Source organism: Candidatus Pelagibacter sp. Uisw_136 (assembly GCF_047720275.1).
Lineage (GTDB): Bacteria > Pseudomonadota > Alphaproteobacteria > Pelagibacterales > Pelagibacteraceae > Pelagibacter.
Genome location: NZ_CP159812.1, coordinates 75,458 through 92,658, shown reverse-complemented (window position 1 = coordinate 92,658; position 17,201 = coordinate 75,458). Strand labels below are relative to the sequence as shown.

Here is a 17,201-nt window from a genome sequence, read left to right as displayed (position 1 = left end):
ATGGGTATAATTAAAAAATTTAGAATAAAATCATTTAAAAAACCTCAACCTTTAATCTCATTAGAAAATATATCTCTATCATTCGGTAATAGGAAAATTTTAGATAACGTAAGCTTTAAAATAAATCAAAGCGAAGTGATGGGGATGTTGGGGCCTAATGGAGTTGGAAAATCAACAATTTTTAATCTAATTACAGGGCTGATTAAACCAGACTATGGTAAAATTAAAATTAATGGTCTGGATGTAGTTGATTATCCAATTTATTTGAGAACAACAAAATTTAAAATTGGTTATGTTCCTCAATATGGAGGTTATTTTAGTGATCTAACTTTACTAGAAAATTTAAAAGCAATAGCTGAAATTGTGATTGAAGACAAAGATTTAATTTATCATAAAATTGATCAGCTAATTGCTAAATTTGAATTAGATGCTATCAGAGATATAAAAGCAAAGTTTCTATCTGGTGGGCAAAAAAAGAAGTTAGTAATTGCACTAGCTTTACTAAGTGATCCAAAAGTTCTTCTACTTGATGAGTGTTTTGCTGCACTGGATGTTCTAACTATTAAAATGCTACAAGAAATTATTGTTAACTTGCAAACCGAAAATAATATAACTATCTGTATTTGCGATCATCAAGCCCGTGATCTTCTTTCATGTGTAGATGTTGCAATCATTTTATCAAACTGCAAAATTATAGCACAAGGATCTCCAAATGATTTGATTAATAACACTGAAGCTAAAAATGCTTACTTCGGTGACTCTTTTAAATTTAATTAAATCATGTCAAAAATACTAATAATTAAAAATAAAGTTAAAAAGTTTAGTAAACAGATTCAAGTGAGTGGAGATAAGAGTTTAAGTATAAGATGGGTTCTTTTAGCATCTCAAGCCATAGGAAGATCAAAAGGTTACAATCTTTTAATGTCAGAAGATGTGTTAGCAGCAATCAATAGTATCAAAAAACTTGGCATAAAAGTGAAAATACAAAAAAATTACTGTGAAATAATTGGTAACGGTATTAATGGCTTTAAATATAAAAAAAACCTAACAATAGATGCTAAAAATTCTGGAACTCTTGGTAGATTAATTCTGGGTCTTTTAATTAAATCTCCTAAAAAAATAAAAATAATTGGTGATAAAAGTTTGTCTAAAAGAGACTTTTCAAGAGTAACAATACCTTTAAGGAAATTTGGGGTTAAATTTTTTTATAAGACAAAGAATAAACTACCTTTAACAATTCTCGGCACTCAATCAGCAGAGGGTATTAAATATTTGGAGAACAAGGGCTCAGCTCAATGCAAAAGTAGTATAATGCTTGCAGCGCTAAATGCATCAGGAACAACTTCTATTAAAGCAAAAAAATCAAGAAATCACTCTGAGCTACTTTTTAAATATTTAAAAATTCCAATCAAAGTAAGAAAGACTAGAAAATTTGATTTTATAGATATTAAAAAACCAAAAAAAATTAATGCCTTCAATTATCAAATTCCAGGAGACATAAGTTCAAGTGCTTTTTTTATGGTGTTAACAACGCTCGCTAATGATTCCAAACTTTTAATTAAAAATGTTAATATCAATCCTTCCAGAATGGGAGTTATTATAATTTTAAAAAAAATGGGAGCCCAAATAACACTTAAAAACCAAAAAAATTATAGGGGAGAAAAAATTTCTGATATTTTAATAAAAAGTTCAAAAAAACTTAAAGCTATTAATTGTCCAGTAGAATTAAATAGTAGTGCAATAGATGAATTTTTAGTTATTTTTTTAATTGCAGCAAAAGCAAAGGGTGTTTCTTGTTTTAAAGACCTTTCAGAACTAAACCAAAAAGAAAGTCCAAGGTTAATATGGGGTTCTAAAATTTTAAACATGATGAGCATAAAAACAGATTTAACAAAAGATTCTATTAAAATTTATGGGCAACCCAATCTAGAAATAAAAAGACCAATAACTATTAAAGGCTATCTAAAGGATCATAGAGTTTTTATGATGAGTACAATTGCTGCCTTAACCCTTGGTGGAAAATGGAAAATTCATGATAAAGATTCTATAAATACTTCCTTTCCATCTTTTTTGAAAATAATTAAAGATATAGATCATTCATCACTGTGAAATTAAAAAAAAAAATTAAAATTGCAATAGACTCTCCAGCTGCTGCTGGTGCTGGTACTCAAGCAAAATTAATTTCTAAACATTTTAACTTATTTTATTTGGATACAGGAAAAATTTATAGATTAATTGCAAATATTAAACTAACTCGACCAAAAAAATATAATCATAGCTTGATAAAAAAAAAAATGTTCAAATTAACTATGAAAGATTTACAAAATAAAAAATTATTATCAGATGAAGTTGGAACAATGGCATCAATTATATCAAAAGATAAAAAAATAAGAAAACTTGTTCATGCGTTTCAAATTAAAAGTGCTTATCATCCTCTTAAAAAGTATAATGGATCTTGTTTGGATGGAAGAGACATAACTTATAAAGTAATTCCCGATGCTGATTTTAAATTTTTTATAACGGCAAATACTAAGACTAGAGCTTTAAGGAGATATAAGGAGCTAAAAGAACTAAATAAGAAAATATCTTTTAATGAAGTCCTAAAAAGTATCAAAAACCGTGACAAAAGTGACTATAACAGAAAAATTTCACCTCTTATGAAAACTCGAGATTCGATCTTGATTAATACTACAAATTTAACTAAAAGATCATGCTTTTTAAAAATTAAACAAATTATAGATAGGAAACTAAAAGCTTAATGGAAATTTATAAAGACCTTTCAAACCCAGCCTCTAAAGAGTTCGAGCAACTACTAAATTCACAGTTTACTAAAACAGCAAATCTTGAAGAAGGAAAAATCATTACTGGTGTAGTAAATAAAGTTACTGATAACTTTGTATTTCTTGAAGTACCTGGTTTAAAATCTGAACCTATCTTAGATATCAATGAATTAAAGAGCATGGGCATGCTTGACAAAGCAAAAGTAGGTGAAAAAATTTCTGTTCTTCTTGAAAGATTAGAGGATAAAAAAGGTGAAGTGCTAGTATCAGCCTCAAAAGCTCAAAAAATTCAAGGTTGGGATAAGCTGGTTGAAGCTTATGAAAAAAATGAACCAATCATGGGTAAAATTACTGGACGTGTTAAAGGTGGATGTATAGTTGAACACATCGATACTGGTTCTTTAATGTTTTTACCTGGTTCTCAAATTTCAGATAAGCCATTAAAAGACATCAGTCATTTAATGAATGAGCCTCAAAAATTTGCTCTAATAAAATTAGATAAAGTTAGAGGAAACGCATGTGTTTCTAGAAGAGAAATTATTTCTTCATTTAAAAAAGAAGATAAAATTAAAATTGTTGAAAAGTTCAAAGTTGGAGATTTAATTAAAGGAGCTGAAGTAAAAGGCTACAGTTCATTTGGTTGTTTCTTTAGTGTTAATGGTGAGCTTGATGTTTTGGTTCACTTACAAGAAATTTCTTATTCAAGAGTTAATCACCCTGATGAAGTTTTTACAATCGGTGAGAAACATGATCTTAAAGTAATCAGTGTCGACCTTGAAAAGCTTCAGGTTGGCTGTTCAGTAAAACAGCTTACACCAGATCCTTTTGAAAACATTTCAAATTACGAACTAAATAAAATTTATAAAGTCAAAGTAGTTAAGCTTATGGACTTTGGAGCTTTTTGTGAGCTTGAAAAAGGATTATCAACTTTATTACACTCAAGTGAACTAAGTTGGACTAAAAAAAATATTTCTGCAAAAAAAATGTTTAAAGTTGGTGATGAAATTGATTGTGTAATCACTGAAATTGATAAAGAAAAAAGAAGAGTAGCGATATCTCATCGTTTAACAACTGATAACCCTTTTGAAACGTTTGAAAAAACTTACCCAATTGGATCAGAAGTTGAAGGTGAAGTTGCAAGTAAAAATGAATATTCTATCTTCTTAAAAGTTGATGGTTTAGATATTGATGCTTTCTTGCATTGTAATGATTTAACTTACCTAAATAATGGTGAGGAAGAATTAGCTAAATATAAAATTGGCGATAAATTAAAAGTTAAAGTTTTAGAAGTAAAAGCTACAGAACAAAAAGTTAGAGTTGGCTTACGTCAAACTCAACCAGACCCTTTTGATTGGTTTAATGATAAAAAAGTTAAGCAAACTATTACAGTTAAAATTGTTTCAACTGACAATAAAGGCCTTGTTGTAAGACCGGAAGGTTGTGAAATGGATTTCATTATTAAAAAATCTGCAATAGCTATTAACGCAGCTGACGCAAGACCTGCTAGATTTACTGGTGGAGAGAGAATTGACTGTGCTATTCAAGAGTTAGATTTAGATAAGAGAAAAGCAACACTAAGTATTAAACTTTTAGAGGAAATTGACCGTAAAGTTGCATTAGATACTTATGGTTCTGAAGCAAGTGGTAAGAACTTACCTTTCTCATCATTATCTGATGATTTAGAGAAAAAGAAAAAAGAAGACGAATAAAAATTGGCTATTGTAAAATCAAAGCTTCTAAAACAACTCGCTAGTAATTACCCAAATTTTTTAAAAAAAGACCTAGAAAAGTTTACTGACATTATTCTTACTGAAATAAAGCAGGCACTTAAACGTGGAGATCGTGTTGAATTAAGAGGTTTTGGCATGTTCTCTACTAATATTCAAAAAGCAAGAATATCAAGAAATCCAAAAACAGGTGAGAAAGTAAATACACCTGAAAAAAAAACAATTCACTTTAAAATGTCTAAGGAAATGTTTAAAAAATTAAATAATGATGAATAAAAATATCTTTGTTGCTTGCGATACATCAAGCTTAAAAGAAATAAAAAAAATAATTAACGACACTAAAACTAATAAACTTAAAATAATTCCAAAATTTGGCTTACAGTTTTTTTATTCAAAGAATGGGAGAGCTTTTCTTCAAAATTTTAAAAGAGATTATTTCTTAGATTTAAAAATAAATGATATTCCACAAACTGCTTTATCTGCAATGGATAGTTTAAAAGATTTAAAAAAATGTAGATATATTACAGTTCACACAAATGGTGGCCTTGAAATGCTTAAAGCTATTACAAAAAAAGCTAAAATAATTAATAAAAATTTAAAAGTATTAGGAGTTACAATTTTAACAAGCCTTAACAACAAGTCTCTTAAAGAAATTGGTCACACCAAAACAGTAGAACAATTAGTATTAAAACAAGCTAGTCTTATAAAAAAATCAGGCGCAGCTGGAATTATTTGTTCTGCACAAGAGGCAAAAATAGTTAGAAAAAAATATAAAAACTTATTTATTGTGACACCAGGAATAAGATTGCCTGGAGATGATGCAAATGATCAATCTAGAGTAATGACTCCCAATGATGCTTTTAAAAACAAAGTTTCTGGTATTGTGATGGGAAGATCATTAGTAAAAGGTAATATCAAAAATAACATTAAAAGATTAATTAATCATTTAAATCAATGACCCTATCCTGCAAAATTTGTGGGATCTCTGACTCTAAAACTTTAGAATTTTTAACTGCCCATCCTACTCCACCTAAAATGATAGGGTTTATTTGTAATTGGCCTAAATCAAAAAGATTTGTTGAACATGATAAGCTTAAAGAACTATTAAAAGTTGATAAAAGAAAATCAGAATATGTTGCTGTATTGGTTAAACCTAATGAGGATATATTAGAAAGAATAAAGGATTTACCATTCGATTATTATCAACTTTACGATTGCAACCCCTCTGATGTTAAATCAATTAAGGAAAAATATAATAAAAAGATCATTGTTGCAATAACTATAAAGGATCAAAATGATACTGTTAAATATTTAGAATATAATGAGCTTGCAGACATAATACTATTCGATAGCAAAGGTTATGAAAAAAGTATGTCCTTCGATCATCAATTAATTAAAAACATTAAAATTAATAAAGAATTAATGCTAGCTGGGAATATTCAAATTGAAGATAACCTTGAAAATTATAATGAAATAGCAGACATTATAGATATTTCTGGAGGTCTAGAAACATCTGGATTAAAAGATATTTCAAAAATAAATATTTTTTTAAACAAAATTAAACTAATTAATAATGAAACTTAAAAAAAAAATTCCTTTAATTGATCAGCACAATAAGAGTGGATTTTGGGGTGGTAAGTTTGGTGGTAATTTTATACCTGAAACTTTAAAAAAACCCATTGAGGACTTAACTGAACTTTTTGAAAAACTTAGATATGATAAGAAATTTCTTAAACAAAGAGATTATTATTTTAAGAACTATATAGGTTCTCCTACTTCATTTATTAAACTTCAAAATCTATCAGATCACTTAGGTGGAGCTCAAATATATGCCAAAATGGTGTCAGAGGCGAACGGAGGAGCTCATAAAATTTATAATGCAACAGTTCATTGCCTTATTGCTAAAAAAGCAGGAAAAAAATATGTCGTTGGTGATACGGGTGCTGGTTATGCTGGAAAGATGCTGAGTATGGCTGCTAAAAAGTTTGGCCTTAAATGTAAAATATTCATGGGCGCAAAAGATATAAAAAGGCAAAAGCCTAATGTAGATGCAATGAAAAAGAATGGTGCAGAGGTAGTGCCCGTTTATTCAGGAAGCCAAACATTAGTAGATGCTGTTAGTGAGTGTATGCGTTACTGGGTTTCAAATTGTGATAACACTCATATGTGTGTTGGTTCAACAGTTGGTCCTAATATATTTGTTAAAATTTGTGGCTGGAGTACAGCTCAAATTTCAAGAGAGTTAAAAATTCAACTACAGTCTGAGTTTAGAAAAATACCTAAAAAAATTAAACTTATTAATTGTGTGGGTGGTGGAAGTTCAGCTTATGGTTTTTGGAGTGAGTTTATTGATTATGATAAAAAACAAATTGAATTAATTGGTGTTGAAGCTGGAGGACCAAAAAATTCAAAACTACATGCGGCACCTCTAACTAATGATGCTAAACTTGGAATATTGCATGGAGCTGCAGCCTATGTTTGTCAGAATAGTGAAGGACAAATTAATGACACCGCTTCTATTTCTGCTGGATTAGATTATCCTGGGGTATCACCTATTCACTGTTTCTTAAAAGATACTAAAAGAGCAAGATATACATCTGCAACTGATGAAGGTGCTTTAAATGCATACAAACTAGTTACAAAACTTGAAAAAATAAACCCAAGCTTAGAGCCTAGCCACGCTTTTGCAGAAGCTATAAAAATTGCACCGAAACTAAACAAAAATACTATCATTATAGTAAACTCTTGTGGTGATGCTAAAAAAGATCGTGATATTTTAAAAGAAAGATTAGGAAAAATTAACTAAGATGTCATTAATTAACTTAGCCTTTAAAAAAGTAAAAACTGAAAAAAGACCTGCATTACTAACTTACACAGTAGCTGGAGATAATACTAAAAAGAAATCTCTTGAGATATTAAAATCAATCGCAAAATATACTGATATTTGTGAAATAGGATTTCCTCATAACACTCCAATTGCAGATGGTGGTCAGATTCAATCGAGTGCTTATAGAGCTTTAAAAAATGGTATTAAAATTAAAGATGTTTTTTCAATAGTTAAAGATTTTAAAAAATCAAAACAATCAAAACCTGTAATATTGATGGGTTATTATAATATGATTTATCAATATGGTGATAATAACTTTATAAATATTTGCAAAAAAGTAGGCGTAGATGGATTAATTGTTGTCGATCTTCCTTATCCAGAAAATAAAGAATTTGCAAAAAAATGTAAGAAAAAAGGTATTAGTTTTATTCAGTTAGTATCTCCTACTACGTCTCCGAGTAGAATGAAAAAGATTATAAAAGACTCACATGATATGGTTTATTATATCAGTATGCTCTCAACAACTGGTGGCAAACTAAAGGTTTCACCTAAAAAAATATTAGAGCGTTACAGTAAGATTAAAAAACTTAATAAGAATAAGAATATTGTAATAGGCTTTGGGATAACTGAAAAAACTATAGCATCTTTAAGAAAAGCTGATGGATTAGTGGTTGGTAGTGCTTTGTGTAAAGAAATATCAAATTCTATTAAAAAGCGCCAAAATCCTGTCACAAATGTAACTAATATTGTGTTAAACTTAAGAAACAAAATAGCATGAATTGGATTAAAAAAACTTTAAGATTTGGTGAAAAGATAAAAACCATCATTAAAGAACGTGCAACCAAAACTGAAATAGCTAATAGTGATTGGACCTCATGTTGTAAGGGGCCTATCTTAAAAAAAGACTTAGAAGAAAACTTATGGGTTTGCCCATCTTGCAACAAACACCACAGAATAAGCCCACGTCAAAGATTTGATATTATATTTGGCAAAAATAATTATGAAGTTTTAAAAACTCCCATTCCTCAAGACGATCCTTTAAATTGGAATGATGCAAAACCTTATAAAGACAGATTAAAAGCTGCTAGAAAAAAAACTGGCATGGATTGTGGAATGATGGTTGTTAATACTAATATTCTAAACTTAAAAATTACAGCGATTGCATCTGATTTTGATTTTGTAGGTGGCTCAATTGGTGCTGCAGAGGGTGAAGCTTTTTTATACGGAATTCAACATGCAATAGAAAACGAACAACCTTTTGTAGTGTTTACTTCTGGTGGTGGAATGAGAATGATGGAAAGTCTTATATCATTAAGCCAAATGACAAGAACAACACTGGCAATTAACGAACTAAAGAAAAATAATTTACCCTACATTGTTGTGCTGACTGATCCAACCGCTGGTGGTATTACAGCCTCATATGCAATGTTGGGTGATTTACACTTAGCAGAACCAGGAGCTCTTATAGCTTTTGCAGGAGCTAGAGTAATTCAAGGAACTGTAAGAGAAGAGTTACCAGAAGGCTTTCAAAGAAGTGAGTACGTTCAAAAATCAGGATTTGTGGATTTAATTGTAGAGAGAAAAGACTTAAGAGAAAAAATTGGCTCATTATTATCAATATTGTTAAATAAAAATTCTGCTATAAATTCATCAGAAAATGAAACTTCAGAAGATAGTAGAACGCTTACAAAAGCTGCATCCTAAAGAGATTGATCTAAGTCTAGATCGAACTAGAAATCTTTTAGAAAAATTAGGCAATCCTCAAGACCAAATTAATTGCATTTCTGTTGTTGGAACAAACGGAAAGTTTTCAACAATCCAGGCACTTTATGCAATTTTAAAAGAAGCAAATTATAAATGTAATATTTATACTAGTCCTCATATTCAAAAGATTAACGAAAGATTTGTCTTTAACAATAAGCCTCTAGCAGACGATGAATTGGCTAATCTTTTTTCTGAAATAGAAGAAGCTAATAATCAAACACAAATTACTTTCTTTGAAATTTTAACTGTTGCTTATCTTCATTATGCAAAGAAATACCCTGAAAACATTAACTTAATTGAGTCAGGTCTATTTCATAGATTTGATGCGACCAATATTTTAAAGAAAAACTTAGCTAGCATTGTAACAGCTATTGGTCTTGATCACTTAGACTGGCTTCCAAAAGAAGAGCAAACAGTTGACAAAATAATATTTGAAAAAACATCCACTTTATTAAACTCTAAAATCATTGTTGCAAAACAAAGTACAAATGAAATTAGCAAAAGTATTGAAGATACAATTAAAGATAATTCTTCTAAAAAAATAATCTTTAACAAAGATTATAATTTTACATTAAAAGAAAATGATTTTTTTTATTTCGAAGATGAATTTGGTGGCCTTAAACTTCCAAAACCTAATTTACCTGGAGAATTTCAATTAGAAAATGTCTCTACTGCAATTGCAGTTGCTAGACAATTAAATGATTATAAAATAACTGATGAACATATTAAGAATGGTATTACTAAAATAGAAAGTATCGCGCGGCTTCAAGAGTTAAAGTCTGGAAAATTAAAAGATTTAACTATTAATAATTTATTATTTATAGATGGATCTCATAACCCACTTGGTGCAAAAGTACTAAATGAATATCTTCAAAGTCTAAATTGTAACAAACATATTATTTTAGGAATGATGGCCAACAAAGACCACAATGAATATATGAGTTACTTTAAAGATATTAAATCATTAACAACAATTGATATTCCAAATCAACCCAATGCTATTAGGGGAAGTGAACTTAAAGAGAAAATTAATAATTTTGAAAATATTAATTACAAAAATTCTGTTGAAGAAGCAATTAGCTCAATTGATCTTCAAGAAAATGATATTATTTTAATTACAGGGTCTTTGTATCTTGCGGGAGAAGTTTTAAACTTAAACTAGATATTCTTATCTAGAAATTCTTTCATTTGGCTCTCGGCAACTCCACCAACTTTTCTGTCTACTTCAACACCTTTTTTGTAAACAATAACAGTTGGTACACCTCTTACACCAGCAGCTGAACCAGTGTTAATTCCACCATTTTCAATGTCAGCATAATAAAAGCTAGCTTTATCTTTGTAACTATCTGAAAATTTATCCATGATGGGTTTAAGACTCTTACATGGAGCACACCATTCTGCAGAAAATTGAACTACAGAGATATCTTCATTCTTAATTTTTGTTTCAAATTCTTCGTCTTTAAAATCTATAAGCATGCTTCTTATATAAATTTTTATTCTATTTATTCAATATGTAAAAAGGGATTTTTTTAGTTAATTAACAAAGGTCAATTATGCCTGCTCGTATTTTTTCTGAATACCTTCAACAAACTCGTTAATTTCGTCTAAAAACTTAAGCTTTTTCTCATCTTTTTCGTTGGTATATCTATCTCTTAAATTATCACACTCAAAATAAAATTCTTTGCATGTCCACCATTTTTCTTTTTCATCGCTTAATATTCTTTCAGCTATTCCACGTTTAATAGTCTTAAACATATCAGCAGGTAGCGTATCTGGTGATTCTTGATAAATTATCTTTTTTCCAAAGCTTACCATTCTCTCATCTTCAAATTTATCTAATAAAATCAATTTATCCTTCCAAGAAGCTGCATGCCATTTTGGAAATAAAGCTGTGTCTTTTTGAGGGGTAAATTTTTTATAAATTGTCTCTTCTGCTAGTAGATCAACTTGTGAATCAAATTGAGCTTTTTCTTCAGCAGTCTCTCTTAATGCTGTTAAAACATTTTGAGAAAATTTTTCATTACTATTTACTAATTTTGCACGCTCCTTAATTAAATCAGGATCAAGTTTGCTATATGGTTCAACTTGTAGCCCATAACTTGCATCTAAAATTATAGGAGCTTTGTTTGATCGTATAGTTCTTAGAAACTTTAATTTTTTAATAGCACTTTTAAGTTCAGAAATTGACATATCAAATAATGGAATAGGATCAATTTTAAGATCAAAAGCTTGGCCCCATTGATAGATTGGGTGAATACAATGTTTTGGATGAAGTGGTGCAACTACAAATCTATAATTTTTACCAAAATGATATTCAGCTAAAGTAAACATTTTTTCTGTTTTAAATATTGTCTCGGTATCATTCTTGTTTGCTGTTCTTAAAAATGTATCCCAAGTTTGAGGTTGATTTTTTTTAATTAAACCTAAAACCTTAACTGTTAATTCTGCATCAAATAAAGCACTATGGGCACCACTAGATTCAAATCCATTCATTCTAGCTAACGATTCTAGTTTCATGACTGCATTACCTTTTGCATTTATTTCTGTTTTTACAACACTTTCATCGACTGCATGAGCACCTCTTGCAATGTTTAAACCATCATGTCTTTTGTTGGGAGTTGCATTTGTAATATACGGATATCTAATTCCTCTAAAGAATTCGTTTCTTATCATCTCATCATCAAAACCAATGTTTGACCAACCCATGAACATTGCTGGGCTCCATTTTTTAAATGTTGCTTCTAACTGAGATAGCATTTGGTAGTGACTTAAATTTCCTTTAGTTAATAAATCAACACTAGTTTTGTTAACTATTAAAGCCATTGCTTGAGGAACTTCCCCTTCTGGCAATCTACATCTAAAATTAAAACGATCTAATTCTTTAAAATTTGGGTCTACTAAAATACCACCTACTTCAATAATGCTTCCCCAAGAAGTATTGGCGCTACTAGATTCAATGTCCCATATTGCTAAATTCATATTAGTTGGTATTCCTTTGGTGATAGTATTGTTCGACTTTTTCTAAAAACTTATTTTGATATTCTTCTAGTTTAATACCTTGAATTCTAAAATCTTGAAATAAATTATCAACCGTACATAACAGGACAATTCCTTGGGTGATATTAGAGTTATAAACAACGTTATGAGCTAATGAATAAGCCCCTAATTGAAGATAATAGTCCTCAATCCACTCTTCTTTTTTCGGTTTGTTGGACTGTTTAAAATCAATAATAGTTTCTTGTCCCTCATACACTCCACAAGCATCACACGTTCCGGCATATTTTCCTGGATAGTACAATGTAGCTTCAGTTCCCCAAATCTCTGACAATTTATTTTTAATTCCCTGTTCAATAATTTCGTCTGCCATTTTTTTAGATTTATTTTCTTCTTCTAATAATTCTAAATTTAATTGACCTAATAGATATTTTTCTAAATGAGAGTGCATTGATGTGCCTCTACTTGAAGCATCATTTTTAATTCTATTTGCTTCAACAGCTCCCACCCTTGCTTTCCAATTTGCAAGAGATGCTTTTTTTTCTTCACTTTGTGTTGCTTGTAATATGGAAGTTACTGATGGAAGTTTTTGTTGATTTACAGCATACATTCTTGAGCCACTCACCATTGATCTCATGGATTTTGGATAAGTAAATTTATTATTCCACTGCATATAGTTTGTTATAAGCGGTATTGAGGGAAAAAAGAAATTAATTTTTTGCTTGTTTTGAATGGTCAACAAATTTTTCTACGTTTTCTGTTTGAACAGCTTTATCAACTTGTTCAGGATCTTTAATATTTTCTAGGCTTCTGCTGATCGATCTTGCATCTGTTCCAAACTTATCAACAACAATCATTGCTTCTTCTAATTTTTTTCTAAGAGAAACTATATTATCAAAGTGTTTTCCAAATCTTGAACTAATTGTTTTTAAATGATCGTAGATTTCGGTTGCACCCTTTTGAACTTTTAATGATTGAAAGCCCATGTGCAAAGATTGTAAATAAGCCGAAAGGGTATTAGGACCACAGATTACAATCTTATATTTTTTCATTAATTCTTGAGTTAATAATTCTTTAGTAGTTGGATCTTGGTATTCAGTTAATTCTTTATATAAACTTTCAGTTGGCGCATAAACAATTGCAAAATCTGTAGTTTTTGGTGGAACAATATATTTTTCATTAACACTTTTAGCTTTTGCTTTAAATGCAGAAGCTAATTTTGCTCTTGCATCTGCAACAGCTTTTTTATCATCCGCGTCATAACCATCGGTAATTGCTTTAAATTTTTCTACTGGAAAGTGTGAATCTACAGGCACCATTACATCACCCTGAAGTTTGATTGCAAATTCTACATTTTCACCTGTATCTTCTTTCATCTTAACGTTGGTCTGAAATTGAGAGGCAGGTAATAAATCTTTGATTAGAGCATCTAATGAAAACTCTGCAAGAGTTCCATATTTTTTAACTCCAGCTAAAATTTTTGTTATACCTTCTTGGCTTTTATTTAATAATTCAACCTGACTATTGAAGTTTCCTACTTTTTCATCAACTTTTGTTAAAGCTTCTGTCATATCTTTAGTCACCCCGGTTGATAGGTTGTTAAATGAAGTCGACATTGAACCAAGTGAAGTATTAATAGTAGTATTTAAGGTATCTTTTAATGAAGTAATTTCTGTCTTTAAATTAGCCATCTCTTCAGCTTCTTTATTTTCGCTCTCATCTTTTGGCTTAGATTTTAAGTTTAGATAAAGGATTGCTAAAGCAACTCCTAGCAATAAGACTAATACTGTTAATAAAACTATGTCCATGATTCTAGGAGATATTTTATAGTAAAAATTTGATTTATATATGTAATTATTTAAAACTGTCTCTATGGAATTAATCTTAATACTAAAAATACTACTTATTATTGGGGCTATTGTTGCGGCTTATGCAGTACTTAGAAACCTTGATATTATTAGGATTATTTTAATTTACGTAAAAGATACTTTACTTAGAAAGTAGCTTAACTAATTTTTTAACCAGACTATTCATTAGAGAAGATTTTGAGGCCATCATACAGGCCTCTGACTTTAAAATTTCACCATCTTTAAGAATTCTAAGATTATTCGCTCTTAGAGTTTCACCAGATGAAGTAATGTCAGTTATAATTTCAGATGACCCAGTAAAAGGATATGCTTCAGTTGCACCTAAGCTACTAACTAACTTAAATTGAGTAACTCCTTTTGAAAACAAAAACTCTCTTGTTAAATTGGGATATTTTGTCGCTACTCTTAATCTTTTTTTCTTTTTATCTTTAAATTCAAAAGCAATTTCTTCTAAATCAGCAACTGTTTGAACATCAATCCAAGGGTCTGGGATAGCCACAACCAATGTTGCTTTGCCAAAGCCATAATTCTTAACAACACTTATTTTCTTTTGAATATTAACTTCACTCTCTTTTAATAAATCATACCCAGAAAAGCCAAGATCTAAAGAGCCATCTCCAAGTCTTTCAACTATTTCCCTTGCATGAAGATATAACACTTTAACATTATTTAAATTTTTAATAGATCCTAATAAGTCTCTTTCACCTCTTTCTGAGACTAAATTTAATTTATTTTTTTTAAATACTTTTAAAATATCTTTTCTAAGACGACCTTTGCTTGGAATTCCAATATTAATAATATTTTTTGTCATTAGTAGTTTAAATTTAAAGCAGCTCCTACTGCTTGAACTTGTTTTTTAGATCCAAGGTCTGAAATTAGTTTGTCGTATCGTCCACCGTTAATGACGTTAATATTTTTTGATTTAGATTTAATATCAATTTTAAATACCATACCTGTATAATATTCTAATTGACGTCCAAAAGACGCTGAAAACTCTACATTTAATTTTTGAATTTTGTTTAATGAGGTTGGAAAATATTTTTGATCCACAACTAAGTTAATTTTATTTTTTTTAAAAAAGATATTAAGTTTTTCAGCTGCTTGTCCTATTGGGCAATTAATCTTTAGAAACTCTTTAATAACTTTTGAAACATTTTTACCTCTACTGGCTCTTCTTGGATCTTTAATCTTATTATCAAATCTCTTTAAGATTTCTTCAATTGATCGTCCAGCAACTACAGTTTGCTGTTTATCTTTTAACATTTTTTGATATCTCTTTTTATCAACTTCAACAATTGTTGGGTCTACATCAGAGTTTGTCTCTAATCTTTTTAATAAATCATTGAAGTATTCTTCTCTCCAAAAATGTCTTGAAAGCCTTAACTTCCATCTTTTCGGGATATCTAGTTTTGAAATTAATAAATTGAAAATCTCAACGTTACCAATTTTTAAAGTTCCTGATGAATATTGTAAATTAGATAGAGATTTTAAAGCTGTATTAATAATTTCCTTATCATCTTTTTTTTCATCTTTAGAACCAATGATCTCAAAGCCAACTTGGTCTCTAATAATAGAATCTTTTTTGTTATTTGATTTTCTATAAGCCTGACCATTATAAAATATTTTCTCTTTTCCTTTAAGATTGTTTTCTAAATACCTCAAGCAAGATGCTATTGTAAGGTCTGGTCTTAGACAAAGCTCACTACCATTTTGATCGGTAAATGAAAAAATAAACTTTCTAAAATTTTCTCCAGATCGTTGAACAATATGATTAGCTTCAATTACTGAAGGTAAATCAATATATTTAAACCCTTTAGATTTAACCGACCTAAGGATTTTTTCAGATAAATTTTTTGATTTCATCAATTAAGTTTTCTTTTGGGAACGTTACTTGATTGTTTTCACCTTTAACCCCTAAAAGGTTTTTTAAAGTAATCGTATTATCTTTAAATTCATTTTCACCACAAATAACAGCTACTGGGCATTGTTTTTTATTCGCATACGTTAACTGTTTGCCTAGATTTTTTTTACTGTCTAAAAATATTTCAGAGTTAATATTATTATCTCTCAAAACTTTTAAAATCTCATAATAATTTTTTAAATACTTTTCATCCATTACACAAATAATGGCTGGTTTTTTCTCATCAACTTCAATTTGATCAAGTTGCATCATTGCAAATAATAATCGGTCAACACCAATACTCATTCCAGTTCCAGGAATATCAACTCCCTTAAATCTTGAAATTAATTTATTATATTGTCCACCTGAACAAATACTTCCTATATCAACTTCTTTACCTTTATTATTTGTTGTCTTAAAATTTAAATTAGTTTCAACACAAAATCCGTCATAATAAGCAAGCCCTCTAACAATTGTAAAGTTCGTCTTTATTTGATCTAAATAATCTCCATAACTTGCTATTTCTAACAAGTCATCTAGTTCTTTGATTCCTTCTTGAGATAAAGGGTTTTTTAAATTTTCTTTTAATTCTTTTAAATCTTTTACTTTTAAGAAGTTAATTATTTGTGAAGCTTGATCATCAGTTAAGTCAGCACCCTTTGTAACCGCTCCACTTACATCTACTCTTTCTTTTTTTAATAAATCTTCAACTCCTCTTAAGCCAAAGCCAGGCTTATCTAATTTATCTATTGCTCTCATAACCTTTATCTTTTTATCGTCAGATATTTTAAGGTCTTCAATTAAACCTTGAACAATTTTTCTATTACTAATGTTAACAACAAACTGATCTTTTTTTAAACCACAAGCAAGAAGAGTACTTGCAATTAAATTACAAAGTTCAGCATTTGCTTGGGCTGGGTTAACGTTACCAACTATATCAGCATCACATTGTAAAAAACTTCTATAACGAGCATTACCTGCTTTTTCGTTTCTCCAGACATCACCCATTTGATATCTTTTGTAAGGTAAGGGTAATTCTTGATTGTTTTGAGCAACAAATCTAGCTAACGGACTTGATAAATCGTATCTAAGAGTAATATTTTTCTCACCATCTTTAAATGAGAATACGTCAGACATAGAATTACTATCATCATCTGCAAGAAATGATCCAATATTTTCTGAAATTTCAAATGAAGGAGTTTCAAGAGCAGCAAAACCAAATTTTATAAAATTAGTTTCAATAATATTAATTAACTTTTTCTTGAGAATTAATTTCTTGCCCCACCGGTCTTCAAATCCTGAGGGTAACCCAGGAATTAGTTTGTTTTCTTTATTCATTTT

At 29.5% G+C, this 17,201-nt stretch carries 18 protein-coding genes; 11 read left to right on the top strand and 7 right to left on the bottom strand.

All coding sequences use genetic code 11. The features are described from left to right. From ABXT53_RS00470 to ABXT53_RS00420, 11 genes are read left to right on the top strand one after another with little or no spacing between them, the layout of a single operon-like run. The gene (locus ABXT53_RS00470) at positions 1-777 is read left to right on the top strand and encodes an ATP-binding cassette domain-containing protein (RefSeq protein WP_415290721.1); all 777 of its coding nucleotides are present in this window, start codon (positions 1-3) and stop codon (positions 775-777) included. A 3-nt stretch (positions 778-780) separates the two neighbouring features. After that, positions 781-2,109 carry a 3-phosphoshikimate 1-carboxyvinyltransferase gene (gene aroA / locus ABXT53_RS00465; protein ID WP_415290720.1) on the top strand — a complete coding sequence of 443 codons (1,329 nt, stop codon included), beginning with the start codon at positions 781-783 and terminating at the stop codon, positions 2,107-2,109. Further along, a complete protein-coding gene (locus ABXT53_RS00460; RefSeq protein WP_415290719.1) occupies positions 2,106-2,759 on the top strand; it encodes a (d)CMP kinase in 654 nt (217 codons plus the stop codon). Before aroA ends, ABXT53_RS00460 begins: the two co-directional genes overlap by 4 nt. Next, positions 2,759-4,489 carry a S1 RNA-binding domain-containing protein gene (locus ABXT53_RS00455; protein WP_415290718.1) on the top strand — a complete coding sequence of 577 codons (1,731 nt, stop codon included), beginning with the start codon at positions 2,759-2,761 and terminating at the stop codon, positions 4,487-4,489. Before ABXT53_RS00460 ends, ABXT53_RS00455 begins: the two co-directional genes overlap by 1 nt. Positions 4,490-4,492: 3 nt before the next feature. Then, positions 4,493-4,783 carry an HU family DNA-binding protein gene (locus ABXT53_RS00450; protein ID WP_415290717.1) on the top strand — a complete coding sequence of 97 codons (291 nt, stop codon included), beginning with the start codon at positions 4,493-4,495 and terminating at the stop codon, positions 4,781-4,783. Then, entirely contained in the window at positions 4,773-5,465 is a 693-nt protein-coding gene (gene pyrF / locus ABXT53_RS00445) for an orotidine-5'-phosphate decarboxylase (protein ID WP_415290716.1), read from the top strand. The genes ABXT53_RS00450 and pyrF overlap by 11 nt, the downstream gene beginning before the upstream one ends. Next, complete coding sequence (locus tag ABXT53_RS00440) at positions 5,462-6,091, top strand: phosphoribosylanthranilate isomerase (RefSeq protein ID WP_415290715.1); 630 nt, start codon at positions 5,462-5,464, stop codon at positions 6,089-6,091. Before pyrF ends, ABXT53_RS00440 begins: the two co-directional genes overlap by 4 nt. After that, positions 6,081-7,313 carry a tryptophan synthase subunit beta gene (gene trpB, locus ABXT53_RS00435; RefSeq protein WP_415290714.1) on the top strand — a complete coding sequence of 411 codons (1,233 nt, stop codon included), beginning with the start codon at positions 6,081-6,083 and terminating at the stop codon, positions 7,311-7,313. The genes ABXT53_RS00440 and trpB overlap by 11 nt, the downstream gene beginning before the upstream one ends. Before the next feature lies 1 nt (position 7,314). Then, complete coding sequence (gene trpA / locus ABXT53_RS00430) at positions 7,315-8,112, top strand: tryptophan synthase subunit alpha (protein WP_415290713.1); 798 nt, start codon at positions 7,315-7,317, stop codon at positions 8,110-8,112. Beyond that, entirely contained in the window at positions 8,109-9,038 is a 930-nt protein-coding gene (locus ABXT53_RS00425; RefSeq protein WP_415290712.1) for an acetyl-CoA carboxylase carboxyltransferase subunit beta, read from the top strand. The genes trpA and ABXT53_RS00425 overlap by 4 nt, the downstream gene beginning before the upstream one ends. After that, positions 8,992-10,260 (top strand): bifunctional folylpolyglutamate synthase/dihydrofolate synthase, encoded by a 1,269-nt coding sequence (locus ABXT53_RS00420; RefSeq protein ID WP_415290711.1) that lies wholly within the window; start codon positions 8,992-8,994, stop codon positions 10,258-10,260. The genes ABXT53_RS00425 and ABXT53_RS00420 overlap by 47 nt, the downstream gene beginning before the upstream one ends. Here the strand turns inward: ABXT53_RS00420 and ABXT53_RS00415 are convergent. From ABXT53_RS00415 to hisS, 7 genes are all read right to left on the bottom strand, one after another. Then, on the bottom strand, positions 10,257-10,574 hold the full coding sequence (locus tag ABXT53_RS00415; RefSeq protein ID WP_271482804.1) for a thioredoxin family protein: 318 nt from the start codon (positions 10,572-10,574) through the stop codon (positions 10,257-10,259). The genes ABXT53_RS00420 and ABXT53_RS00415 overlap by 4 nt on opposite strands. Before the next feature lie 75 nt (positions 10,575-10,649). After that, positions 10,650-12,077, bottom strand: coding sequence for an exonuclease domain-containing protein (locus tag ABXT53_RS00410; RefSeq protein ID WP_415290710.1), 1,428 nt, complete (start codon positions 12,075-12,077; stop codon positions 10,650-10,652). A 1-nt stretch (position 12,078) separates the two neighbouring features. Next, a complete protein-coding gene (locus ABXT53_RS00405; protein ID WP_415290709.1) occupies positions 12,079-12,765 on the bottom strand; it encodes a hypothetical protein in 687 nt (228 codons plus the stop codon). 37 nt (positions 12,766-12,802) lie between these two features. Continuing rightward, entirely contained in the window at positions 12,803-13,900 is a 1,098-nt protein-coding gene (locus ABXT53_RS00400; RefSeq protein ID WP_415290708.1) for a DNA recombination protein RmuC, read from the bottom strand. Positions 13,901-14,081: 181 nt separating this feature from the next. Further along, positions 14,082-14,771, bottom strand: a complete 690-nt coding sequence (gene hisG, locus ABXT53_RS00395) for an ATP phosphoribosyltransferase (protein ID WP_415290707.1) — start codon at positions 14,769-14,771, stop codon at positions 14,082-14,084. Further along, positions 14,771-15,823 carry an ATP phosphoribosyltransferase regulatory subunit gene (locus ABXT53_RS00390; RefSeq protein ID WP_415290706.1) on the bottom strand — a complete coding sequence of 351 codons (1,053 nt, stop codon included), beginning with the start codon at positions 15,821-15,823 and terminating at the stop codon, positions 14,771-14,773. The genes hisG and ABXT53_RS00390 overlap by 1 nt, the downstream gene beginning before the upstream one ends. After that, positions 15,801-17,198, bottom strand: coding sequence for a histidine--tRNA ligase (hisS, locus tag ABXT53_RS00385; protein WP_415290705.1), 1,398 nt, complete (start codon positions 17,196-17,198; stop codon positions 15,801-15,803). Before hisS ends, ABXT53_RS00390 begins: the two co-directional genes overlap by 23 nt. Between the last annotated feature and the right edge of the window lie 3 nt (positions 17,199-17,201).